General features: G+C 59.3%; 22 protein-coding genes. 17 read left to right on the top strand and 5 right to left on the bottom strand.

What is annotated here, in order from left to right; genetic code table 11:
• The first annotated feature begins 111 nt into the window (after window positions 1–111).
• Window positions 112–954 carry a DUF1989 domain-containing protein gene (locus WA845_RS19585; protein ID WP_162719213.1) on the top strand — a complete coding sequence of 281 codons (843 nt, stop codon included), beginning with the start codon at window positions 112–114 and terminating at the stop codon, window positions 952–954.
• A 184-nt stretch (window positions 955–1,138) separates the two neighbouring features.
• On the opposite strand, the gene WA845_RS19580 is transcribed toward WA845_RS19585, so the two are convergent.
• Genes WA845_RS19580 through WA845_RS19565 form a run of 4 tightly spaced genes read right to left on the bottom strand, consistent with a single transcriptional unit; the run spans window position 1,139 to window position 3,990 of the window.
• On the bottom strand, window positions 1,139–1,570 hold the full coding sequence (locus WA845_RS19580) for an HIT family protein (RefSeq protein WP_004441536.1): 432 nt from the start codon (window positions 1,568–1,570) through the stop codon (window positions 1,139–1,141).
• 22 nt (window positions 1,571–1,592) lie between these two features.
• A complete protein-coding gene (locus WA845_RS19575; RefSeq protein WP_112554896.1) occupies window positions 1,593–2,786 on the bottom strand; it encodes a GNAT family N-acetyltransferase in 1,194 nt (397 codons plus the stop codon).
• Complete coding sequence (locus WA845_RS19570; RefSeq protein ID WP_162719196.1) at window positions 2,783–3,523, bottom strand: glycerophosphodiester phosphodiesterase; 741 nt, start codon at window positions 3,521–3,523, stop codon at window positions 2,783–2,785. The genes WA845_RS19575 and WA845_RS19570 overlap by 4 nt, the downstream gene beginning before the upstream one ends.
• On the bottom strand, window positions 3,520–3,990 hold the full coding sequence (locus tag WA845_RS19565) for a RidA family protein (RefSeq protein ID WP_004441543.1): 471 nt from the start codon (window positions 3,988–3,990) through the stop codon (window positions 3,520–3,522). Before WA845_RS19565 ends, WA845_RS19570 begins: the two co-directional genes overlap by 4 nt.
• A 116-nt stretch (window positions 3,991–4,106) precedes the next feature.
• Here WA845_RS19565 and WA845_RS19560 point away from each other — a divergent pair, with 116 nt between their 5' ends.
• The 15 genes from WA845_RS19560 (at window position 4,107) to lpxB (ending at window position 18,403) form a co-directional block, all read left to right on the top strand.
• Window positions 4,107–4,949 (top strand): cell envelope integrity EipB family protein, encoded by an 843-nt coding sequence (locus tag WA845_RS19560; protein WP_004441545.1) that lies wholly within the window; start codon window positions 4,107–4,109, stop codon window positions 4,947–4,949.
• Between the two features lie 60 nt (window positions 4,950–5,009).
• Complete coding sequence (locus WA845_RS19555) at window positions 5,010–5,135, top strand: hypothetical protein (RefSeq protein WP_003512833.1); 126 nt, start codon at window positions 5,010–5,012, stop codon at window positions 5,133–5,135.
• A 6-nt stretch (window positions 5,136–5,141) separates the two neighbouring features.
• Window positions 5,142–5,909 carry a 30S ribosomal protein S2 gene (gene rpsB, locus WA845_RS19550; protein ID WP_003502558.1) on the top strand — a complete coding sequence of 256 codons (768 nt, stop codon included), beginning with the start codon at window positions 5,142–5,144 and terminating at the stop codon, window positions 5,907–5,909.
• A 357-nt stretch (window positions 5,910–6,266) separates the two neighbouring features.
• On the top strand, window positions 6,267–7,193 hold the full coding sequence (tsf, locus tag WA845_RS19545) for a translation elongation factor Ts (RefSeq protein WP_004441554.1): 927 nt from the start codon (window positions 6,267–6,269) through the stop codon (window positions 7,191–7,193).
• A 97-nt stretch (window positions 7,194–7,290) separates the two neighbouring features.
• Window positions 7,291–8,013, top strand: coding sequence for a UMP kinase (pyrH, locus tag WA845_RS19540; RefSeq protein WP_003502561.1), 723 nt, complete (start codon window positions 7,291–7,293; stop codon window positions 8,011–8,013).
• A gap of 61 nt (window positions 8,014–8,074) precedes the next feature.
• Window positions 8,075–8,632, top strand: a complete 558-nt coding sequence (gene frr, locus WA845_RS19535; RefSeq protein ID WP_004441558.1) for a ribosome recycling factor — start codon at window positions 8,075–8,077, stop codon at window positions 8,630–8,632.
• Between the two features lie 62 nt (window positions 8,633–8,694).
• Window positions 8,695–9,438 (top strand): isoprenyl transferase, encoded by a 744-nt coding sequence (locus tag WA845_RS19530; protein WP_112554894.1) that lies wholly within the window; start codon window positions 8,695–8,697, stop codon window positions 9,436–9,438.
• Entirely contained in the window at window positions 9,438–10,271 is an 834-nt protein-coding gene (locus tag WA845_RS19525) for a phosphatidate cytidylyltransferase (protein ID WP_004441563.1), read from the top strand. The genes WA845_RS19530 and WA845_RS19525 overlap by 1 nt, the downstream gene beginning before the upstream one ends.
• Before the next feature lie 49 nt (window positions 10,272–10,320).
• Window positions 10,321–11,442 (top strand): RIP metalloprotease RseP, encoded by a 1,122-nt coding sequence (gene rseP, locus WA845_RS19520; protein ID WP_162719212.1) that lies wholly within the window; start codon window positions 10,321–10,323, stop codon window positions 11,440–11,442.
• A 199-nt stretch (window positions 11,443–11,641) separates the two neighbouring features.
• Window positions 11,642–13,966 (top strand): outer membrane protein assembly factor BamA, encoded by a 2,325-nt coding sequence (gene bamA / locus WA845_RS19515; protein ID WP_045534115.1) that lies wholly within the window; start codon window positions 11,642–11,644, stop codon window positions 13,964–13,966.
• Between the two features lie 49 nt (window positions 13,967–14,015).
• On the top strand, window positions 14,016–15,083 hold the full coding sequence (gene lpxD / locus WA845_RS19510; protein ID WP_337322539.1) for a UDP-3-O-(3-hydroxymyristoyl)glucosamine N-acyltransferase: 1,068 nt from the start codon (window positions 14,016–14,018) through the stop codon (window positions 15,081–15,083).
• A complete protein-coding gene (gene fabZ, locus WA845_RS19505) occupies window positions 15,076–15,543 on the top strand; it encodes a 3-hydroxyacyl-ACP dehydratase FabZ (RefSeq protein WP_004441570.1) in 468 nt (155 codons plus the stop codon). Before lpxD ends, fabZ begins: the two co-directional genes overlap by 8 nt.
• Window positions 15,540–16,355, top strand: coding sequence for an acyl-ACP--UDP-N-acetylglucosamine O-acyltransferase (gene lpxA, locus WA845_RS19500; protein WP_004441573.1), 816 nt, complete (start codon window positions 15,540–15,542; stop codon window positions 16,353–16,355). Before fabZ ends, lpxA begins: the two co-directional genes overlap by 4 nt.
• 3 nt (window positions 16,356–16,358) lie before the next feature.
• The gene (locus WA845_RS19495) at window positions 16,359–17,225 is read left to right on the top strand and encodes an LpxI family protein (RefSeq protein ID WP_004441575.1); all 867 of its coding nucleotides are present in this window, start codon (window positions 16,359–16,361) and stop codon (window positions 17,223–17,225) included.
• Entirely contained in the window at window positions 17,222–18,403 is a 1,182-nt protein-coding gene (gene lpxB, locus WA845_RS19490; protein WP_112554890.1) for a lipid-A-disaccharide synthase, read from the top strand. Before WA845_RS19495 ends, lpxB begins: the two co-directional genes overlap by 4 nt.
• A gap of 123 nt (window positions 18,404–18,526) precedes the next feature.
• On the opposite strand, the gene gltA is transcribed toward lpxB, so the two are convergent.
• Complete coding sequence (gene gltA / locus WA845_RS19485; protein ID WP_006697561.1) at window positions 18,527–19,816, bottom strand: citrate synthase; 1,290 nt, start codon at window positions 19,814–19,816, stop codon at window positions 18,527–18,529.
• A 262-nt stretch (window positions 19,817–20,078) separates the two neighbouring features.
• Between gltA and WA845_RS19480 the strand changes: the two genes are divergently transcribed.
• Window positions 20,079–22,553, top strand: coding sequence for a ComEC/Rec2 family competence protein (locus WA845_RS19480; protein ID WP_337322538.1), 2,475 nt, complete (start codon window positions 20,079–20,081; stop codon window positions 22,551–22,553).
• The last annotated feature ends 12 nt before the right edge of the window (window positions 22,554–22,565 follow it).

The following is a 22,565-nucleotide window of genomic DNA, read 5'->3' as shown; positions in this document are numbered from 1 at the left end:
AAGGGTAAGTAAAACTTGGTCTGAGCGCAAGAAGAACCCATCTTGTCACCCGGGCATTCGTACCGCAATTTCCCTCCGACATTACGTCGCTCAGAGGATTTCATGCCCCGAATGCCTGTTGCCGAACCCGAAGACGCCGCCGCGCGCCGCGCCATTTCGCCTGTCGTCGTTTACCCGAACGGCACACTTGAGACTCCCGACCTTGCGCTTTTGGAAAAAGCACGCGGGAGCATGGAGAAGATCGATGAGGTTATCGTGCCGCCGCGTGACGGCCGAACCTTCAACGTTCCGAAGGGCCATTTTTTCCGCATCGTCAGTATCGAAGGCCCGCAGGTGGGGGATTTGAACCTCTGGAATGCGCATGATCTGAATGAACGGTTTTTCAGCGGCAAGACCCGCGCGCTGCATGCCACCCATGTTTCTGTCGGCAACCGGTTGTGGAGCAACCTGCCATCCCTTCGGCCGATGGCGACCATCACCCATGACACGCTGTCATGGTATGGCTGGGACGAGGACGGCGGCGGTGTGCATGACGTGATCGGCACGCGCTGCGATCCCTACACGAACAAGCTGCTCAGCGGCGGCGATTATCATTATTGTTGCCACTCCAACCTCACGAACGCGCTTGCTTCCGCCAAAGGCCTTTCGTTCCGGCAAGCGGAGCCGCATGTTCATGATGTGTTGAACGTCTTCATGTGCACGGGGTTCACCCGCGACACCCACCAGTATTTCATGAAGGCAAGTCCGGTGCGTCCGGGCGATTATCTCGAGTTCTTTGCGGAAATTGATCTCATCGGCGCGCTATCCGCCTGCCCGGGAGGCGATTGCAGCGCCACGCATTCCAGCGATACGGCGGCCTGTTATCCGCTGCAGGTAGAGATTTACCGGCCGGATCCGACGATGCTTGAAGGCTGGCCATGGCCGGAGAGGAATGCCTATCGCCCTCCGGCGTGACTGCAAACAATATTGCCGCCGTGTGCGTTCCCGAACGGGCCAGAGGATGATGCCGCGTGCAGCCAGGGCGCTTCTGCGCCTTAAAGCTAGCGCGATCGAGAACTTGATCGCGCCAGCCGAGGGATCGGGTCTGTGACAACGGCGTGCGGAGGCCGCGACAAACGCGCAGATGTCTTGGCGCCCGTCAGGAGGCGAGCGCCGCCTTTATCTTCTCTGCGTGAGCCTTCAGCACGTCACCATCGGCCATGACGCCCGAGTGCGGCTTCAGCGGTTCGCCTTCCTTGCGCGGAATGACGTGGAAATGCAGGTGGAACACGGTCTGGCCAGCCGCCGGTTCGTTGAACTGGGCGATGAAAACGCCGTCCGCATCGAAGGCTTCCTTTGCCGCGACTGCGAGTTTTTGCACCACCGGAATGGTTTTCGCCAGCACTTCGGGATCGGCGTCGAGCAGGTTGCGGGAGCCGGTTTTGGGAACGACGAGCAGATGGCCCGGGGCCTGCGGCATCACATCCATGAAGGCCAGAGTATGCTCGTCCTCGTAAAGCTTATGGCTCGGAATTTCGCCGCGCAGGATTTTTGCGAAGATATTGTTGTCGTCATAGGCGCTGGCCGTCATTCTGCTCTCTCCGTATGTCGGACTATGCGTCCGGTTCCTGTCTTTCGCCCTTGCGGAAAGGCGTGTGTTCATCAAGGTAATCGCCGATATGCTCGACCTCTTCGCGCTCCCGCTGAAGATAATCGGCAATGGCGCGGCGCAGGCCCGGGTGGACGATGAAATGCGCCGAATGGGTGGTGACCGGCACGTAGCCGCGCGCCAGCTTGTGTTCGCCCTGCGCACCGGCTTCCACTCGTTTCAAACCCTTGGACAGCGCAAAATCGATCGCCTGATGGTAGCAGACCTCGAAATGCAGAAAAGGATGATCCTCGATGCAGCCCCAGTGCCGGCCGTAAAGCGCGTCCGAGCCGATAAAGTTGATCGCACCGGCAATATAGCGCCCCTCGCGTTTCGCCATGACCAGCAGCACGTCATCGGCCATTCGCTCGCCGATCAGCGAATAAAATTCCCGGGTCAGATAGGGCCGGCCCCATTTACGGCTGCCGGTATCCATGTAGAAGGCGAAAAACTGGTCCCAGATGTCCTCCGTCAGGTCGGACCCCGTCAGCCAGTCGATCTCGATGCCGTGTTCCAGCGCTGATCGGCGTTCCTTCTTGAGCCCCTTGCGCTTGCGTGATGACAGCGCATCGAGGAAATCGTTGTGATCGCGATAACCGTCATTGATGAAATGGAATTGCTGGTCCGTACGATGCAGGAAATCGCATGGCAGAAGAGCGGATAGGTCATCCTCTTCCAGAAACGTGACGTGAGCCGAGGAAACGCCGATCTTCTCGGTCACTTGTGCAAGACCGGAGGCAAGGAGCGGCTTGAATTGTCCGACATCTTCGCCGTTGGCAACCAGCAGCCGCGGGCCCGTCGCCGGGGTAAAGGGCACTGAGCATTGCAATTTCGGATAATAATGCCCGCCAGCCCGCTCGAAGGCATCTGCCCAGCCGTGATCGAAGACGTATTCGCCCTTGCTGTGGTTTTTCAGGTAGGCAGGAACGGCACCAATGAGGCTGCCTGCAGCGTTTTCCAGCAGCAGGTGGTGCCCCAGCCAGCCAGTCTTGGCGGTGGCCGAGCCGGAGTCTTCCATGGAAGACAGGAATTCATGCGATATGAACGGGTTGTAAGATTTTCCTGATGCATCGCGCGATGTTCCGGAAAGCCGTTTCCAGCTTTCCGGATCGATGTCCGCGAAGGACTGCGCAATGCTGATGGAATAATCTTCTGTCATGCCGTGGTGGACGGGTTCTCTCTCGGGTCGAAACCTTCGAATGTCATCTGGTCCGCATATTTATAGGTCGTCTCGCGCGCATTTTCATCCCTGACCGTCCAGGTAATCACCGGAAGCCCGAGTTTTCTTTGCGCTTCGATGAAGCTGTTGGGCAGGTGACCCCAATGATAGGAGATGAAATCGAGCTCCAGCTGCATGGCGTCGTCATGTCTGAAGAAGTCCTCCGGCCTATCGCCTTCGGCCGTCAGCCCGAGCGGCCAGGGCGAGCCCGCAGCCTTCAGGTCCTTCAGCAGATGGTGGTCGAAGCTCATCAGCGCCACGTGGCCGTTATAGCCCTCGAGGTCTTCCAGCACCGCTTCGGCAAAGCCGTCATCGACGCCTTCGCCCTCGCGGCCCTTCAGCTCAATAACCAGCGGCACCTTGCCGGCCACGAGAGCCAGAAGCTGCTTGAGGCTCGGAACGCGATCCTTGGTTTGGCCGACGGAAAGCATTGCCAGCTCCGCCGAGGTGCGTTCACGCACATCGCCCTTGATGCCGGTCAGCCTTTCCAGATCGTGATCATGGAAAACCACCGGCACACTGTCGGCCGCCAGCTGAACGTCGCATTCGATCGCAAAACCGGCCTCGACGGCGCGGGAAAAGGCGGAGAGCGTGTTTTCCCAGACCGCCTTGTTGAGATCATGATAACCGCGATGGGCGACGGGCTGGGCCGTCAGCCAGGAGAGTTTCAGTGTCATACGTCGATTTCCACGATGGCGTCGATTTCGACCGATGCATTGAAGGGCAGGGCGGCCATGCCGACGGCGGCGCGGGCATGTTTGCCGGCTTCGCCCAGAACATTGGCGATGAGGTTCGATGCACCGTTGATGACGAGATGTTGCTCAACGAACTCGGGAACGGAAGCCACAAAGCCGTTCAGCTTGATGACGCGGCGGACTTTCGACAGATCGCCATTCAAGGCGGCCTTGACCTGTGCGAGGATGTTCACGGCGCAAAGTTCGGCTGCGCGCTGGGCGCCTGCCACGTCGACATCGCGGCCAACGAGGCCCGTCACCGCAATCTTGCCCGATTCCATCGGCAGTTGACCCGATACATAAAGCAGATTGCCGCTGATGGTGAACGGAACGTAGTTTGCGGCTGGTGCTGCCGCAACAGGAAGCGTAAAGCCTAGTTCCTTGAGGCGGCCTTCGATGACGTCCGACATTTTCGTCTCCGGTTTTGTTGTAAATCCTTCAAGAATCCGGCATTCAGAAGATGTTGATCCAAAAGCCGGGCGGTTGCTTGTACAATATGAGCGGCGAGTCCAACAGGAGATATTGCATGTTTGTCAGGACGCTTGGTTTCGTCGCCGCAACAGGGCTTATGACCGGCCTGTCGAACGCCGCCAGCGCCTTGCCCGTCGCGGTTCCCGATCTCATTGCACATCGCGCCGTCTACGACCTCGAACTCAAGGATGCGTCCGATCGCTCCGGCATCGAAGGCATGACTGGTCGCATGGTCTATGAGTTCACCGGCTCCGCCTGCCAGGGTTACAAGACGGATTTCCGTTTCGTAACGCAGATCAACACGGGCGATGCCGTGCGGATGACGGATCAGCAGACGACGACGTTCGAAGACATTGCCGCCAAGAAATTCACCTTCGAGACCAAGTCCTACACCGATGACAAGCTGGACAAGGAAGTGCAGGGGGCGGCAACCGACAGCAGCGATGGCGTGAAGGTCGACCTGACCCGTCCGGATGCCCGCCAGGTCAGTCTGGTCGCAAGCGAATTCCCGACACAACACATGTTTCAGGTCATCGAGCACGCGAAGCAGGGAAAGCGCATTTTCGAATCCCGTATTTTCGATGGGTCGGATGATGGTGATGAAAGCCTGATCACCTCGACGCTGGTCGGCAAGGCGCAGACACCGAAGGACGGGGACGCGGATGCCGGCAAGGCGGGCGATTTCGCCAAGGCCGCCTTCTGGCCGGTGACCATCGCCTATTACAACGACAAGACCGGCACCGACGCTTTGCCGATCTACCGCATGTCGTTCAAGCTTTATGAAAACGGAATCACCCGCGATCTCACCATGGATTACGGTGATTTCGTTCTGACGGGAAAGCTTGCGAAGCTTGATATTCTCAAGCCCGAAACCTGCGAAAACAAGCCCGTGCGCTGAAACGGGGCCATTTGCGCGGTTTTTTCGCATAATCGCTTGCATTTTTAAGCAGGCGACTGTATGCGGCTCACCATTCCACACGCGAAGCTTGGGATGTTCCGGGAGAAATCCGGTCCGTTCCGCCCGGTGGTGTCGATGAAAATCGGCGCTGTTCGCTTCGCGGGGGTTAAACCGGAAAAGGAGTAACAAGGCATGGCATTGCCCGATTTTTCTATGCGCCAGCTTCTGGAAGCTGGTGTTCACTTCGGCCACCAGACGCACCGCTGGAACCCGAAGATGAAGCCGTACATCTTCGGCGACCGTAACAACATCCACATCATCGACCTGGCTCAGACCGTTCCGATGCTGTCGCGCGCCCTTCAGGTCGTGTCCGACACCGTTGCCCGTGGCGGCCGCGTTCTGTTCGTTGGCACCAAGCGCCAGGCGTCCGAAATTATCGCCGACAGCGCAAAGCGTTCGGCCCAGTACTACGTCAACTCCCGCTGGCTCGGCGGCATGATGACCAACTGGAAGACCATCTCGAACTCGATCCAGCGCCTGCGCAAGGTTGACGAGATCCTGAACTCGGAAGGCTCCGGCTACTCCAAGAAGGAACGCCTGAACCTTGAGCGCGAACGCGAAAAGCTTGAAAAGGCTCTCGGCGGTATCCGCGATATGGGCGGCGTTCCGGACCTGATGTTCATCATCGACACCAACAAGGAAAAGATCGCGATCGAAGAAGCCAAGCGTCTTGGCATTCCGGTCGTTGCGATCATCGACAGCAACTGCGATCCGGATCACATCGACTACCCGATCCCGGGTAACGACGATGCTTCGCGCGCCATCTCGCTTTATTGCGACCTGATCGCCCGCGCTGCCATCGACGGTATTGCCCGTCAGCAGGGCGCTTCCGGCCGCGACATCGGCGCTTCTGAAGAAGCTCCGATCGAGCCCGCTCTCGAAGACGAGGCTGGCGCCTGATATAGGCCCTGTCTGGCGGCGATCCCGTATCGCCGTCTCCTCGACCAGGATATGACAAGGCCGTCAAAGACCTTCAATGGGTTGACGGCCTTGTTCGTTTCTAACCGCTCCGCCACGGTTTCTGGAAACCACAGGCGTCCGAGGTGGTTGGAACGGCAGGCAGTCTTCATAACGCTGTCACACTAGAGCGGCACCCATCATTTCGATGTTTGGCGACGCCGCAGCACTTGGGAATGCGCATGCCCCTTGTCGGAACCTCAGGGTTTCAAAGGGTGTGCGGCCGGGTACAGTCATCACCCAGAACTTCGGCACGGCAAATTCCGCCGGCTGACCGATCGAACCGATAAGAGGCACACAATGACCGAAATCACAGCCGCAATGGTGAAGGAACTGCGCGAAAAGTCTGGCGCAGGCATGATGGACTGCAAGAAGGCTCTTGCTGAAACCAATGGCGACATGGAAGCGGCGATCGACTGGCTGCGCGCCAAGGGCATCGCGAAGGCCGACAAGAAGTCCGGCCGCACGGCTGCCGAAGGTCTGGTCGGCGTTGCCACCATGGGTCACAAGGCTGTCGTTGTCGAGCTGAACTCGGAAACCGACTTCGTTGCCCGTAACGACGCTTTCCAGGATCTCATCCGCGGCATCGCCCAGGTTGCTCTCTCCACCGATGGCACCGTTGACGCTGTTTCCGCTGCCACCTATCCGGCAACCGGCAAGTCCGTTTCCGACAGCATCAAGGACGCGATCGCAACGATCGGCGAGAACATGACCCTGCGTCGTTCCGCTGCGCTGGAAGTGCCGCACGGCGTTGTCGCGACCTACATCCACAACGCTGCCGGCGACGGCATCGGCAAGCTCGGCGTTCTCGTTGCGCTGAAGTCGGAAGGCGACAAGGCAGTTCTCAACTCCATCGGCCGCCAGGTTGCCATGCACATCGCCGCAACCAACCCGCTCGCCATCCGTGCTGAAGAAGTCGACGCTGCCGTTGCTGAGCGCGAGCGCAACGTCTTCATCGAACAGGCCCGCGAATCCGGCAAGCCGGAAGCCATCATCGAAAAGATGGTTGATGGCCGCATGCGCAAGTTCTTCGAAGAAGTCGCCCTTCTGTCGCAGGCTTTCGTCATCAACCCCGACCTGACCGTCGGCGCTGCCGTCAAGGAAGCCGAGAAGGAAGCTGGCGCTTCCATCGAAGTTACCGGCATGGTTCGCCTGCTGCTCGGCGAAGGCGTCGAAAAGGAAGAAAGCGATTTCGCAGCTGAAGTCGCAGCCGTCGCCAAGGGCTGATTATATTTACCCAATCTTGGGAAAACGGGAGGGCATCGCGTGACAACGCGGTGCCCTTCGTGTATCCGCGTTTCGGTTACATTTCCGAGGAGTCATGATGTCTTCCAAGCCGATCTACAAACGCGTTCTTCTCAAGGCTTCCGGCGAAGCCCTCATGGGTGATCAGGGTTTCGGTATCGATGTGGCGGTGGCCGACCGCATTGCCTCCGATATCGCCGAGGCAAGGGCGATGGGCGTTGAAGTCGGCGTTGTCGTCGGCGGCGGCAATATCTTTCGCGGCGTGGCCGTGGCATCCAAGGGCGGCGACCGCGTCACCGGCGACCATATGGGCATGCTGGCAACCGTCATCAACGCGCTGGCCCTTGCCACCTCGCTCCGCAAGCTCAGCATCGACACTGTCGTTCTTTCGGCAATCGCCATGCCCGAGATCTGTGAGAGCTTCTCCCAGCGTGCCGCCCTTCATCATCTGGCCCAGGGCCGCGTGGTGATTTTCGCCGGCGGTACGGGCAACCCGTTCTTCACCACCGATTCCGCTGCTGCACTGCGCGCCGCCGAAATGGGCGCAGAGGCGATCTTCAAGGGAACCCAGGTGGACGGCATCTATTCCGCTGACCCAAAGAAGGACCCGACGGCAACCCGCTTTGACGAGCTGACCCATAGCGAAGTGCTCGGCAAGGGGCTCGCGGTCATGGATATCGCCGCTGTCGCCCTTGCCCGCGAAAACCACATCCCGATCATTGTTTTCTCGATCCATGAGAAGGGCGGTTTTGCACAGATATTGACCGGCGGCGGCCGCAAGACCATCGTGCACGACAAATAATCCAAAACGATGCCGCCCCTGGGGCGAATACGGCCGCTGGCCGACAAGATGGAGTATCAAGATGAGTGGTGTTGACCTCAACGATATCAAGCGCCGTATGGATGGCGCCATCAATGCGTTTAAGAGCGATATCGCGTCGCTGCGCACCGGCCGCGCGTCGGCCAACATTCTGGACCCAGTGACCGTCGACGCCTACGGTTCGCGTGTGCCGCTCAACCAGGTGGCCAACATCACCGTTCCCGAGCCGCGCATGCTCGGCGTCAACATCTGGGACAAGTCGATGGTCAACGCTGTCGACCGCGCCATCCGCGAATCCAACCTCGGCCTCAACCCGATCGTTGACGGCCAGAACCTCAGAATTCCGTTGCCTGAACTCAATGAAGAGCGCCGCAAGTCGCTCGTCAAGGTCGCCCATGACTATGCCGAAAAATCCAAGGTGGCGATTCGCCATGTCCGTCGTGATGGCATGGACGGTCTGAAAAAAGCCGAAAAGGATGGCGACATCGGTCAGGACGAAAGCCGTGGCCAGTCGGAAAAGGTGCAGAAAATGACCGACGACACGATTTCGGAAATTGACCGCTTGCTTGCCGAGAAGGAAAAGGAAATCATGCAGGTCTGATATCGCCTGCGATAGACCTGTCTTTTCCGTTTAATTCCGCGCTGCCCTGTTACTGGATCGATATGCCGACGACGACACGTTCCTCCATACCCGAGCACGTCGCCATCATCATGGATGGCAACGGCCGCTGGGCAAAGCAGCGCGGCCTCCCGCGCGTGATGGGGCACCGCCGCGGTGTGGAGGCCGTGCGCGAGACCGTGCGCGCGGCCGGTGACTGCGGCATACGCTATCTCACCCTCTTTGCCTTCTCGTCGGAAAACTGGCGCAGGCCCGAATCCGAGGTAAGCGACCTGATGGGGCTTTTGAAGGCTTTCATCCGCCGCGACCTTGCCGAACTGCACCGCGAGAACGTCCGCGTGCGAATCATCGGTGACCGGCAGGGGCTGAAGAACGATATTCGCTCGCTTCTGGAAGAGGCTGAGCAGATGACGGCCGAGAACACCAAGCTGACGCTGGTGATCGCCTTCAATTACGGCAGCCGTGACGAGATCGCTCGCGCGACGGCGTCAATCGCCCTTGATGTTGCCGCAGGCAGGCTAGACGCAGCTTCCATCACCCCCGAGATGATTTCGGCCCGGCTCGACACCTCGGGCATTCCTGATCCGGACCTGATCATCCGCACCAGCGGCGAGGAACGCCTGTCGAACTTCCTGCTCTGGCAGGCGGCCTATTCCGAGTTCCTGTTCATTCCGGAATATTGGCCGGACTTCGACCGGCAGCTCTTCTTCTCCGCAATCGAGCAATATGCAACGCGTGACCGCCGCTTCGGTGCACTCACCGAGCAGGTTGCCGTGGCAGGCGCCTGATGAGCCGAGAACTCAGACTGCGGATTGTTTCCGCGATCGTCATGGCCGCGGTCATTCTGGCCGCAACCTGGTATGGCGGCATTCTGTTCCGCATCGTTGCGGGCCTTCTGGCGATTCTCATCTATTATGAGTGGTCGACGATTACCCGGATGTCGGAGAGCAATCCGACCGGCAACGCCTGGGGCTGGTTTTCCGTCGCCGTCATTGCCGGCAACACGATTTTCGGCGAATCCTCGCTCGACCTGCCGCTTTTGTCAGGCTTCACGCTGACAGCGGCGCTGTTTCCGGTATTGCGCGGCAAAAACTGGTGGCTGGTGGGGGGCATTTTTTATGCGGGTCTGAGCGGTATATCACTGGCGGCCATCCGCGGTGACGAACTGACGGGCTTTGTATCCATCCTGTTCATTTTCGCCGTTGTCTGGTCAACGGATATTCTTGCCTATTTTGTCGGACGCGCCATCGGCGGGCCGAAGCTGGCGCCTTCTATTTCGCCCGGAAAGACGTGGTCTGGCGCGATTGGCGGGGCGGCGGCGGCCGTGATCGGCGGCGCGGCAGTCTCCATGGCCTATCACGGACGCATCAGCTTTCTGGTACTGGGGCTTGCACTCCTTCTTTCCGTGTTCAGCCAGATCGGCGATCTCTTCGAATCGTTCGTGAAACGGCGTTTCCAGGTCAAGGATTCAAGCCATCTCATTCCTGGCCATGGTGGCTTCATGGACCGTGTTGACGGTCTTGTTTTCGCCTGCTTTACGGTATTCCTCATTGCTTTCGTGCACGCGGCGGCAACCGGCGATGTGCCCGGGTCGGGCGGCGGTCTGCTGCCGGGTTTCTAAGCGGCACGAAAGGTCACGACATGAAGGGCAGATTGTCATGAACACAGTAATGGCGGCGACCGGCTTTTTGACCGGCTATATCGTGCCCTTCATCCTGGTGCTTTCCCTTCTCGTTTTTGTCCACGAGATGGGGCATTATCTCGTCGGTCGCTGGTGCGGCATCCGTTCCACGGCATTCTCCGTCGGCTTCGGCCCCGAGCTGCTCGGTTTCACCGACAAGCGCGGGACGAGATGGAAGATTTCAGCCATACCACTGGGCGGCTACGTGAAATTCTTCGGCGATGAAGACGCAGCGAGCAAGCCGGACAGCTCGGGCCTGTCCCATATGACGCTGGAGGAGAGGGCGCAGACGCTTTCCGGTGCAAAACTGTGGAAAAGGGCGGCGACCGTCGCTGCGGGCCCGATCGCAAACTTCATCCTCGCGATTCTCATCTTCGCAGTACTCTTCGGCATTTACGGCCGGATGATCGCCGATCCCGTTGTTGCAGAGGTGCGTGAAAACAGTGCCGCCGCCGCTGCGGGCGTGCGCCCCGGCGACCGTCTGGTGGCGATTGACGGCGAAAAAGTGGTGACCTTCGAAGATGTCCGCCGTTATGTCGGCATCCGGCCCGGCACGCCTATCACGGTCACCGTCGAGCGGGCAGGCGAGGATCTCAAGCTGCCGATGGTGCCGACCCGGACAGAAACCACCGACCAGTTCGGCAACAAGCTGGAAATGGGTATCATCGGCATTGTCACCGACCAGACCAGCGGTAATTTCCGTCACATCGAATATTCACCGTCGCAGGCGCTTCTGGAAGGTGTGCGCGAGACAGGCCACGTCATCACCGGCACATTCAATTATATCGGCAATCTCGTTACCGGCCGCATGAATGCCGATCAGCTCGGCGGCCCGGTGCGGGTCGCGCAGGCTTCTGGCCAGATGGCGACGCTTGGCATTTCCGCCGTGATTCAACTTGCAGCCGTTTTGTCGGTATCGATCGGGCTCCTCAATCTGATGCCCGTCCCGGTTCTGGACGGCGGACATCTCGTGTTCTACGCCATCGAGGCCATCCGCGGCAGGCCGCTGGGAGCGGGCGCGCAGGAGGTTGCCTTCCGCATCGGCATGGCGATGATTTTGGGTCTTATGGTTTTTGCAACATGGAATGATATCAGCAGCTTGATTGGCTGAGGATTGTGTTTTAACGGTTTTGTTAGTCGGTTGTTTACCTTGTTTTTATGCCAAAGTGGCGAATGAGCCACTCTGGAGCACGAAGTAAACAGAATTTAACGTTCGCGCTTGCTTGTAGGGGAAAAGCAGGTAAAACGACGCACATGGCCGGAGTCGGGTTCCGCCCGCTGAGGGACAACGTAAAAAGGTAAGAATTGAAATGAAGGCTGGTTCAAGATTTTTGAACGCTGTGTCGGCGGTTGCTCTGTCTGCCGGTGTTTCTTCGGTTGCGGGCCTTGGTGTGCTTGCCTCTGCTGGCGTTGCACACGCAGCCGTCATCAGCAGAATCGACGTTCGCGGCGCCGAAAGATCGGGTGCGGATTCGGTTCGTTCCAACATCACCATTGCGCCCGGCAAGAACTTTTCCAATTCGGACATCGATGAATCGGTGAAGCGTCTTTACGCCACCGGTTACTTCTCGAATGTTTCCATGCGCGTTTCGGGCAGCACGCTTGTCGTGACCGTCAACGAGAACCAGCTCGTTAACCAGGTAGTCTTCAACGGCAACCGCAAGATCAAGGACGACAAGCTCGCCGGCATCGTGCAGACGCAGTCGCTCGGCCCGTTCAATCAGGCCATCGTGACGGCGGATATTGCCCGCATCAAGGAAGCCTATGCCGCTATCGGCCGCAGCGATGTCGAAGTCACCACCCAGACGGTTTCCGTCGGTCAGGGTCGCGTGAACATCGCTTTCGTCATCAATGAAGGTGAGCGTACCAAGATCGGCCGCATCGACTTCGTGGGCAACAATGCCTACAGCGATGGTCGTCTGGCTGCTGTCATCAATACCAAGAAGTCCAACATGCTGTCATTCCTGACGCGTAAGGACGTCTACAACGAGGACAAGCTGCGCGCCGACGAAGAGGCGCTGCGCCAGTTCTATTACAACCGCGGTTACGCCGACTTCCGGGTCGTTGGTTCCGAGGCTGTGCTTGATGAGTCCAAAAACGAATACAACATCACCATCACGGTCGATGAAGGTCAGCGTTACAACTTCGGCAACGTCGCGGTCGAATCGACCGTTCCGGGTGTTGAGGGTTCGGAGCTTCAGGGCCTCGTTGAGACCCGCCAGGGCGCAAGCTACAGCGCCAAGGAAGTTCAGCAGAGCATGGAGGCGATTTCCAAGCGCGTCGCCGGTGAAGGTTATCCTTTCGCCCGTGTAACGCCGCGCGGCGACCGCGACATGTCCGGCAACACCATTGGCGTGACGTACATCGTTGATCAGGGTGAGCGCGCTTACGTCGAGCGTATCGAAATCCGTGGCAACACCCGCACGCGTGACTATGTCATTCGTCGCGAATTCGATATTTCTGAAGGCGATGCGTTCAACCAGACGGTTATCACCGCTGCCAAGCGTCGTCTGGAGGCGCTGGGTTACTTCTCGAAGGTCAATATCTCGACCGCCGGCGGCAGCGCGCCTGACCGCGTCGTGATCGTGGTTGACGTTGAAGATCAGTCGACCGGTTCGTTCGGTATCGGCGCCGGTTATTCGCAGAACGACGGTGTTCTGCTCGAAGCCTCCATCGAAGAGAAGAACTTCCTCGGCCGCGGTCAGTATATCCGTCTCGCTGCCGGTGCGGGTGAAGACGATGCGCGTAGCTACACGCTGTCCTTTACCGAGCCTTATTTCCTCGGCTACCGCCTTGCTGCAGGTTTCGACCTGTTCAAGAGCCAGAGCCGCAGCGAAGATTATTACGACTACGACGAGCAGGGCTTCTCGCTGCGCGTGACCGCGCCTATCACCGAGGATCTCTCGACGACGTTCAAGTATACCTACAAGCAGCTCAACTATGATGGTGAGGGTGACTGGGAGACCGGTAGCAACCTTGCTGCACCTTATAAGGACCTGATCCGCGGTGGCGATTGGACGCAGTCCATCATCTCCAACACGCTGAACTACAATACGCTCGACGACCGCAACATGCCGCGTGAAGGCTGGCAGGCTGCTTTGACGAACGAATTTGCCGGTCTGGGTGGCGATTCCGAATATTACAAGATCTACGCCAAGGCGCGCTTCTTCTATACCCTGTCGGATGAGTACGACGTCATCGGCTCGCTCACCGGTCAGGCCGGTCACGTGATGCCGACGGGCGACAATCTGCTGGTATTCGATCAGTTCAAGTTCGGCGGACGTCAGGTGCGCGGCTTCAAGAACGATGGTATCGGTCCGCGCATCGGTTCCGACTCCATCGGCGGCACGACCTATTTCGCCGCCTCTGCTGAAGTCACGGCTCCGATGCCTGGCGTTCCCGAGGATTTCGGTCTGCGTCTTGCTGGTTTCGTCGATGCAGGTACGCTTTACGGCAATAAGGTCGCCAACAGCGCCGGTGTAAAGGATGACAATTCCATCCGCGCATCCGCCGGTATTGGCGTGATGTGGGCGTCGCCCTTCGGTCCGATCCGTGTAGACTACGCGGTTCCGATCGCCAAGGAAGACTACGACGAGGAACAGCGTTTCCGGTTTGGCATGTCCAACACTTTCTGATATCGGCAGTCCAGAACTGCAACTTTGAACGTTCTGGAGTTTCCGGCTAATGGAATACAACGCGTTTTTTCCGCCCCACGAGGGACTGCGATTGAAAGACATCGCAGACCGCTTTGGGGCGGAACTGTCTGATGAGGCGGCGGGAGAGCGGATTGTCAGGTCCGTTTCTCCGGTCTATCGGGCAAAACCCGATCAGCTCTGCTATATCCTTTCGCGCAAGAACCGCGATGAGCTGCAGACCTGCGAAGCCGCCGCCGTCATTTGTGACGCTGCCCTTGTGGACATGCTTCCGTCCGACATCCCCGCGCTGATATCGAAAAATCCACACACGCTGTTTGCCCAGGTTGGTGCCTTGCTGCACCCCTCGGCGATGCGTCCCGGTCCGATCGCGCGGATGGAAAGCGAAATTTCTCATGCTGCGCATGTCGATCCTTCCGCGAAGCTGGAAGCGGGCGTCATTGTCGAGGCGCTCGCAGTGATCGGCGCCGGCGCCCATATCGGTGCTGGTACGCAGATCGGGCCCGGTGTCATCATCGGGCAGGATGTACAGATCGGACGCGATTGCACCATTGCAGGCGGCGCAAGCGTTCTTGCCGCGCTCATCGGTAATAATGTGATTATCCACAATGGTGCGCGCATCGGGCAAGACGGTTTCGGCTATGCCCCCGGTCCACGCGGCATGCTGAAGATCGTCCAGATTGGCCGTGTCATCATCCAGGACAATGTCGAGATCGGCGCGAACACCACGATCGATCGCGGCACCATGGATGACACGGTGATTGGCGAAGGCACCAAGATCGACAATCAGGTCCAGATTGGCCACAACGTTCGCATCGGCCGCCATTGCGGCATCGTCAGCAAGGTCGGCATTGCGGGCAGCACCCGTATCGGCGACGGTGTGATGATTGGTGGTGCGGCAGGCATCAATGGCCATATCAACATTGGCGACGGCGTGCAGATCGCTGCCATGAGCGGTGTTGTGGCGGACGTGCCGGCAGGCGCCCGTTATGGCGGAACGCCTGCGCGACCGATGAAATATTTCCTGCGCGACATGGCCGAAATTCTGGCACGCGCTGAAGGGCGTGATAAAAAAACAGGAGAGAAAAACAATGACTGAAGAAACGAAGACGACGCTCGGCGCGGCTGACATTCTGGAAGTCATGAAGCTTCTGCCGCATCGTTACCCATTCTTGCTGATCGACAAGATCATCGATATTGACGGTAACAATTCGGCGACCGGCATCAAGAACGTGACGGTCAACGAACCGCATTTCACCGGCCACTTCCCGGACCGGCCGATCATGCCGGGTGTTCTGATCGTCGAAGCCATGGCCCAGACGGCAGGTGCAATATGCGCCCGCAGCCAAGGTGAGGGCGGCCATCTGGTCTACTTCATGACAATCGACAACGCCCGTTTCCGCAAACCCGTGATCCCCGGCGATCGTTTGGAAATTCACGTCGTCAAGCAGCGCCAACGCGGTAATGTCTTCAAATTCCATTGCGAGGCGAAGGTGGATGGTGCGCTGGTGGCGGAGGCTGATGTCGGCGCCATGATGATCCCCGAGGACCAGCAATGAGCACGATTGCCGCCTCGGCCAGAATTCACCCCACCGCCGTGATCGAAGACGGTGCGGTGATCGGTGAAAACGTCGTCATCGGTGCGCTGAGCTACGTCGGCGGGAAAGTCACGCTGCATGATGATGTCCGGCTGCACAATCATGCCGTTGTATCCGGCCTGACGGTCATCGGCCGTGGATCGGTCGTCCACCCCATGGCGGTCATCGGCGGCACACCGCAGGCGGTTCGCCACGACGGTTCTGAAACCACGCTTGAAATTGGCGAGCGCTGCACCATGCGCGAAGGCGTCACCATGAACGCCGGCAGCTCTGATGGCAGCGGCAAGACGATCGTCGGTAACGACAATCTGTTCCTTGCCAACTCACATGTGGCGCATGATTGCCGCCTTGGCGACCACATCATCCTGTCCAACAATGTGATGCTGGCCGGCCATGTGACGATCGAGGACCGCGCCATTCTCGGCGGCGGCTGTGCTGTTCACCAGTTCACCCGCATTGGCCGTCAGGCCTTCATCGGCGGACTGTCCGCGGTCAATTACGATGTCATTCCCTATGGAATGCTGAATGGCAATCCCGGCATTCTCGGCGGCCTTAATGTCGTTGGCATGACGCGTGCCGGCATTGAGCGCGCAGATATCCACAAGGTCCGGCGCGTCTTCAAGCAGATCTTCGAGGCGGAAGGCACTATCCGCGGCAATGCGGCAGCGATCGACCGCAGCGAATATCTGGATTGCCCGCAGGCGCTAGAAATCATCGATTTCATTGGAGTGGACAGCGACCGCGCGATCTCTTCGCCCAACCGGGGCAAGTGAGCCGTGACAGGCGGCGGGCGTCTCGCCATTGTGGCCGGCAGCGGCCAGTTGCCACTTTACGTGGCGAACGCCGCCCGTGAGATGGGAGAAGATCCTTTCATCGTGCGGCTGCGCGATGATTCCCGCTTCGACTGGAGCGGTTTCGACAACGCCGTCATCTCGGTTGGTGACGTCGCCGGGCTTGGCCGGCTGCTGCGTGACAACCGGGTGGATCGTGTCGTGCTTTCCGGGGCCGTGGCGCGGCGGCCGGAATGGCGTGAAATCCGCCCCACCGTCGCTATCCTGCTAAAACTTCCATCCATCGTCAAAACGCTATTGTCGGGCGGCGATGACGCCGTTCTGCAGATGGTCATAAAGATCATCGGCACGCTCGGTGCGAAAGTCATCGGCGCGCATGAGATCGCTCCAGGCCTCTTGGCCACGACAGGCGCTTTCGGCACGCAAAAACCGGCCGAAGACGACTTGAAGGACATAAGCAGGGCAGCTGAGGCGGCGCTTGCGCTCGGCAAACTTGATGTCGGGCAGGGTGCGGTCTCCGTCGGCGGCCGCATCGTGGCGCTCGAGGGCGTTGAAGGCACGGACGCAATGTTACTGCGCGTCGCGGCATTGCGCGCAGAAGGACGCATCTCGCCTCGCCGCCGGGGTGTGCTGGTCAAGCTCTGCAAACCGCAGCAGGATGTACGCGCCGATCTGCCGACAATCGGGATCGAAACTGTCGAAAATGCCCAAAAGGCCGGGCTTGCGGGCATTGCAGTCGAAGCCGGACGCGCACTGGTGCTCGATCGTGACGCGATGTTGAAAGCTGCCGATCAGGCGGGCATATTCGTCTGTGGCATCGATACGTCACTTCGCGGAGACATGATGGAATGACGGAGAGATTGAAGGTGGCGGTCATCGCCGGCGAAGTGTCGGGCGATCTTCTCGGCGCGGATTTGGTCCGGGCCCTCAAGGCCCGATATCCCGGTTCGATCGAACTTGTCGGCGTCGGCGGCGAGGCACTCGAGGGGCAGGGGCTCACTTCTCTTTTCGATTATTCCGAACTCTCAATCATGGGGTTCACGCAGGTCCTCAAGAAACTGCCCAAACTGATCGGCCTGATCAACCGGGCGGCTGAGGCGGTGATACGGGAAAAACCGGATGTCCTTTTGATCATCGACAGCCCGGATTTCACCCATCGAGTGGCAAAAAAAGTCCGCAAGGAACTGCCGCATCTGCCGGTCGTCAATTATGTTTGCCCGAGCGTCTGGGCCTGGAAAGAACATCGCGCCACGGCGATGTTATCCTATGTGGACCATGTCCTGGCTCTCCTGCCATTTGAGCCGGAGGCGATGCGCCGTCTCGGAGGCCCGCCGACCACATTCGTCGGCCATCGCCTCAGCGTCGATCCGGACGTCCTCGCGGTGCGTCGGAAGCGGGCAGAACGGCCACTTCCAGCGGAGGGGCGGCTGAAGACGATTCTTCTTCTGCCCGGGTCGCGTTCCACCGAGACCACCAGGCTGATGGAGCCGTTCCAGCACGCGGCGAAGGCTTTTGTGGAACGGAATGGTCCGACGCGGTTTCTGCTGCCCACCGTTCCACGTCAGGAACATCGCATCCGCGAACTGGCGGCGTCTTGGCCGCAGGAAATCAGACCCGAAATCGGCATCGATCCTGCTTTCAAGTGGAACTCCTTTGCGGAAGCCGATGCGGCTATCGCAGCGTCAGGCACGGTCATTCTTGAGTTGGCTCTTGCCGGCGTGCCGACCATATCTGTCTACAAGACCGACTGGATTTTCACCATGCTGAGCAAGCGGGTGAAGACCTGGACGGGTGCGCTACCCAATCTCATTGCCGATTATGCTGTCGTCCCGGAGTATTTCAACGAGGTGGTCAGGGCCGGATCGATGCTGCGTTGGGCGGAACGCCTGTCATCCGATACAATTGAGCGGAAGGCCATGCTCGAAGGTTATGCTCTGGTGCAGCAACGTCTGCGCACGGATGTCCCGCCCGGCGAAACCGGCGCGGCTATTCTCCTCGAGGTCGTGAACGCCCGCAGACAGCGAGGTTGAAGCCCCGGCTGTGTCAGGGCCTGTGTTGCCGCCGGTCCCACCGCGTGTATCCCAATCCACAATGGCAAGCAAAAAGGCCGGCGAGTAAAACTCGCCGGCCTTTGATGTGTCGTGGTTTGCCGATTAACGCTTGGAAACCGGAACGTAGTCGCGTTTGCCGGCACCCGTGTAAAGCTGGCGCGGACGGCCGATGCGCTGCTGCGGATCTTCGATCATTTCGTTCCACTGTGCGATCCAGCCAACCGTGCGGGCGAGAGCGAAGAGGACGGTAAACATGGTCGTGGGGAAGCCGAGCGCCTTCAGCGTGATGCCCGAATAGAAGTCGACATTCGGGTAAAGCTTCTTTTCGACAAAATACGGGTCGGAAAGGGCGATCTTTTCCAGTTCCAGCGCGACCTGCATGATCGGATCGTCGGAATTGCCAGTGGCTTCCAGCACTTCATACATCGTCTTCTGCATGATCTTGGCGCGCGGGTCGTAGTTCTTGTAGACGCGGTGACCAAAGCCCATCAGGCGGAACGGGTCGTTCTTGTCCTTGGCGCGGGCGATATATTCCGGAATGCGGTCAACCGAGCCGATTTCATTGAGCATGTTGAGCGCCGCTTCGTTGGCGCCACCGTGTGCCGGACCCCAGAGGCAGGCAATGCCGGCCGCAATACAGGCGAACGGGTTGGCGCCCGACGAACCGGCAAGACGCACCGTGGAGGTGGAGGCATTCTGTTCGTGATCGGCATGCAGAATGAAGATACGGTCCATGGCGCGGGCCAGAACCGGATCGACCTTGTATTCCTCGCACGGCACGGCAAAGCACATGTGCAGGAAGTTGGAGGCGTAATCCAGATCGTTCTTCGGGTAAACGAAGGGCTGGCCGATATGGTACTTGTAGGCCATCGCGGCGATCGTCGGCATCTTGGCGATCATGCGAAGCGATGCGACCATGCGCTGATGCGGATCGGTGATGTCGGTCGAGTCGTGGTAAAAGGCCGAGAGAGCGCCGACCGTGCCGCACATGACGGCCATCGGATGTGCGTCGCGACGGTAGCCGGTGAAGAAGCGGCTCATCTGCTCGTGCACCATGGTGTGGCGCGTGACGCGGGTGTCGAAATCTTTCTTCTGTGCCGCCGTCGGCAGTTCGCCGTAAAGCAGCAGATAGCAGGTTTCCAGGAAGTCGCCCTGTTCGGCGAGCTGTTCGATGGGGAAGCCACGGTGCAGGAGAACACCTTCGTCACCGTCGATATAGGTGATCTTGGATTCGCAGGAGGCCGTCGACGTGAAACCCGGGTCGTAAGTGAAGGAGCCCGTGTGTTTGTACAGCGTGCCGATATCGACGACGCTCGGCCCGATCGTGCCTTCCCTGACAGGGAGTTCGACCTGTTTGTCGCCAAGTGTCACTGTAGCGCTTTTTTCCGTCATACTGATCCTCCGAAAACATGCGGGTGGGGGCGTTGAGACACGCCCCGCGGTTAAGCGTCTACCGATTAGCTATATGATCCTGTCGCAGATGCCAAGCTATCCAAAGGTCAAATTGTGCATTGCGGCAAACGCAAATGCGTTGCTTTTGGCCTCGTCGATCGAAGCAATTCAATCTCGGTCAACGCGCGGTTAAAGGAAAGCATTGCAATCTCGGGCGTCCCTCTGCAAACCTGTTTACAGTGCGGCAGGGGCGCGGCGCAGAATGCTTGGTCAAGGGGAAAAACAGCATTTCGGATATGCCGAAACGATGCAGGGAAACGCCCCCGGCACGGTGGATATCCTGTTTCCGCTGCAGCGGACCGTCGCCGTCGCGATCCCTGTTCTGCCGCCTCTGGTCGACAGGCCCGAACCCGGCGTTTCCGTTTCTCGAAAAGTTGCCGTCTGGCTGACGGAAGAACGCGCATTCGGGCACGATTTTCTTTTCGTACCCGTTGTCATCGGTTGCGGAGCGATCCTCTGGTTTTCTCTCGACACCGCGCCTTCCTTGCCCCTTCTGATCGTCGCATTTTTAGTCGCGGCCCCACTGGCGCTCCTCAACCGATACCGCCTTGATACGGTGGGAAGGGCGTGCAGCCTTGTCGCCCTCTTGTTGCTCGGCATGCTTTTTGCGGAACTCGAAACCCGCCGTGCGGCGACCATCCTTCTGGACACGCCGGTCACCACCACGCTCACCGGCAAGGTGGTGCGCCGGGAGGTGGATGCGCGGGGCGACTGGCGGTATCTGGTGCAGCTCCACTCCACTGAAGCGCCGTCACTAACGCGTCTGCCGGGGAGGGTGTCGCTCCTTGCGCGCGGTGGCGGCGACGCCATGCCCATCGGCGCGACCATACGCGGCAAGGCACGGCTCTCTCCACCGTCCGGACCGGCTTTGCCGGGATTGAACGACTTTGCCTTTTCATCTTATTTCCGGGGCATCGGCGCGACAGGCTTTTTTTACCAGCCGCCCCAGGCGGTGGCGACGGCGGACCTTGGGGCCGAGGGTTGGCTGGAGATGGCCGACATGTGGCTTTATCGCCTGCGTGCCGCCATCGCCGAGCGCATTCGCACGACGATCGGCGGCGATGCGGGTGCCTTCGCCGCATCCATCGTCACCGATGAGAGACAAGCCATATCGCCGGAAACCATGGAGGCGCTGCGGGTCTCGGGGCTGGCTCATATCGTTGCCATATCCGGGCTCAACATGGCCTTGGCATCAGGCATCTTCTTTGTCGGCATGAGGCTCGCATTCAGCCTGTTCCCAGCCTTTGCCCAGCGATGGCCGGTCAAGAAGATATCCGCCTTCGCAGCGCTCCTGATGACACTTTGCTACTATCTGATTTCCGGTTTCGCAGTTTCCGCCGAGCGGGCTTGGCTGATGATGTCCGTGATGCTGATTGCGGTGCTCTTCGATCAGCCCTCGCTCAGCCTGAGAAATGTTGCGCTCTCCGCCCTCGTGGTACTGGCGCTGTCCCCGTCCGAAGTGATGGGTCCAAGCTTTCAGATGTCTTTTGCCGCAACGATCGCGCTTGTTTCTGCCTATGCGGCCTGGAGCCGTTGGCGCATTGACCGCGAGCGTCTTTTTAGGGGGCGAAAACCGGCTTGGGTGACGGTGGCGCAAACGGCAGGTGCCGTGATCGGCGGCGTTATCACAACGTCGCTGATCGGTGGGCTTTCGACAGCAATCTATTCTGCCGAACATTTCCAGCGTGTCACCACCTATGGACTTTTTGCCAATCTCGCCGCCACGCCGCTCATGTCGCTGATCGTCATGCCCTTCGGTCTGATTGCCATGCTGCTGATGCCGTTCGGGCTCGACGCGCCATTCCTGAAGGTCATGGGCCATGGCATGGCGCTGGTCATAGAGGTCGCGGACGAAGTCGCCTCCTGGGGTGGCAGCGCTGCGACCGGACGTCCGCATGGCTGGTTCATCGGCATCGCCTCGGCTGGCTTCCTGCTGCTGACCCTGCTGCGCAGCCGCCTTGCGCTTTTGGGCATTCCGCCTCTGCTGCTTGCCTTCGGCCTCTCGGCAGCGACATCTCAGCGCGATCTGCCCGATCTCCTCGTTCATGAAGACGGTTCTCTGGTCGCGCTTCTGGACGAGAACAAGGTTTACGCCACAAAAACCCGGCCGCATGGCTTCATCTATGACCAGTGGCAGAGGGCGCTGCTGCTTCCGGAGAAACCGCTCGCGCCCGTTATCCTCAGAAAAGACGTTCCAACCGCGTCCGGCATCGCACTCACCAAGAAATCAAAGCTCACGCGGGACGAAATAAAGGCTGTGGGACGAGACATGGCGGCTGCGTTGAAGGATGCAGCGCCTGGAATTTTTACATGCAAGTCAGGTCGCTGGTGCGTGGCGCGTGCGGAAAGCGGCGAATGGATCATCGTACTGGAAGACGGCCGCCTCGCCGGAAAAGCATGTGACATTGCCGACATCGTCATTGTTTCCCGCAGAACGTCGTTTGCACAGTGTCGCTCGGGCGCGTTACTCCTCAACCGCGACATATTGCGGCGCATCGGTTCCGTGGAGATAGACTTCGCGAGGAGCGATCAGCCAGGCGTTGTCGGTCGGCTACGGGCGTCGACCGCGGGCGCAAACCGCCCGTGGAGTGAACATCGATATTATGACTGGAAAACCGGACGTTTCGACCGGGAATTGCCTGAAACGATCACCCGTCTGCTGGCGGCGTCGCAATGATCGCCACCAGCG

The sequence above is a fragment of the Agrobacterium sp. CMT1 genome, from assembly GCF_037203725.1.
GTDB classification, from domain to species: Bacteria; Pseudomonadota; Alphaproteobacteria; order Rhizobiales; family Rhizobiaceae; genus Agrobacterium; species Agrobacterium pusense.
The sequence above is the reverse complement of the archived record's forward strand: the minus strand, read 5'-3'. Positions and strand labels throughout refer to the sequence as shown.

Bases quoted from the DNA above. Each gene is read 5' to 3' on its own strand.
- WA845_RS19585 (WP_162719213.1), top strand. From the start codon at position 112: ATGCCTGTTGCCGAACCCGAAGACGCCGCCGCGCGCCGCGCCATTTCG.
- WA845_RS19580 (WP_004441536.1), bottom strand. From the start codon at position 1,570: ATGACGGCCAGCGCCTATGACGACAACAATATCTTCGCAAAAATCCTG.
- WA845_RS19575 (WP_112554896.1), bottom strand. From the start codon at position 2,786: ATGACAGAAGATTATTCCATCAGCATTGCGCAGTCCTTCGCGGACATC.
- WA845_RS19570 (WP_162719196.1), bottom strand. From the start codon at position 3,523: ATGACACTGAAACTCTCCTGGCTGACGGCCCAGCCCGTCGCCCATCGC.
- WA845_RS19565 (WP_004441543.1), bottom strand. From the start codon at position 3,990: ATGTCGGACGTCATCGAAGGCCGCCTCAAGGAACTAGGCTTTACGCTT.
- WA845_RS19560 (WP_004441545.1), top strand. From the start codon at position 4,107: ATGTTTGTCAGGACGCTTGGTTTCGTCGCCGCAACAGGGCTTATGACC.
- WA845_RS19555 (WP_003512833.1), top strand. From the start codon at position 5,010: ATGCGGCTCACCATTCCACACGCGAAGCTTGGGATGTTCCGGGAGAAA.
- rpsB (WP_003502558.1), top strand. From the start codon at position 5,142: ATGGCATTGCCCGATTTTTCTATGCGCCAGCTTCTGGAAGCTGGTGTT.
- tsf (WP_004441554.1), top strand. From the start codon at position 6,267: ATGACCGAAATCACAGCCGCAATGGTGAAGGAACTGCGCGAAAAGTCT.
- pyrH (WP_003502561.1), top strand. From the start codon at position 7,291: ATGTCTTCCAAGCCGATCTACAAACGCGTTCTTCTCAAGGCTTCCGGC.
- frr (WP_004441558.1), top strand. From the start codon at position 8,075: ATGAGTGGTGTTGACCTCAACGATATCAAGCGCCGTATGGATGGCGCC.
- WA845_RS19530 (WP_112554894.1), top strand. From the start codon at position 8,695: ATGCCGACGACGACACGTTCCTCCATACCCGAGCACGTCGCCATCATC.
- WA845_RS19525 (WP_004441563.1), top strand. From the start codon at position 9,438: ATGAGCCGAGAACTCAGACTGCGGATTGTTTCCGCGATCGTCATGGCC.
- rseP (WP_162719212.1), top strand. From the start codon at position 10,321: ATGGCGGCGACCGGCTTTTTGACCGGCTATATCGTGCCCTTCATCCTG.
- bamA (WP_045534115.1), top strand. From the start codon at position 11,642: ATGAAGGCTGGTTCAAGATTTTTGAACGCTGTGTCGGCGGTTGCTCTG.
- lpxD (WP_337322539.1), top strand. From the start codon at position 14,016: ATGGAATACAACGCGTTTTTTCCGCCCCACGAGGGACTGCGATTGAAA.
- fabZ (WP_004441570.1), top strand. From the start codon at position 15,076: ATGACTGAAGAAACGAAGACGACGCTCGGCGCGGCTGACATTCTGGAA.
- lpxA (WP_004441573.1), top strand. From the start codon at position 15,540: ATGAGCACGATTGCCGCCTCGGCCAGAATTCACCCCACCGCCGTGATC.
- lpxB (WP_112554890.1), top strand. From the start codon at position 17,222: ATGACGGAGAGATTGAAGGTGGCGGTCATCGCCGGCGAAGTGTCGGGC.
- gltA (WP_006697561.1), bottom strand. From the start codon at position 19,816: ATGACGGAAAAAAGCGCTACAGTGACACTTGGCGACAAACAGGTCGAA.
- WA845_RS19480 (WP_337322538.1), top strand. From the start codon at position 20,079: ATGCTTGGTCAAGGGGAAAAACAGCATTTCGGATATGCCGAAACGATG.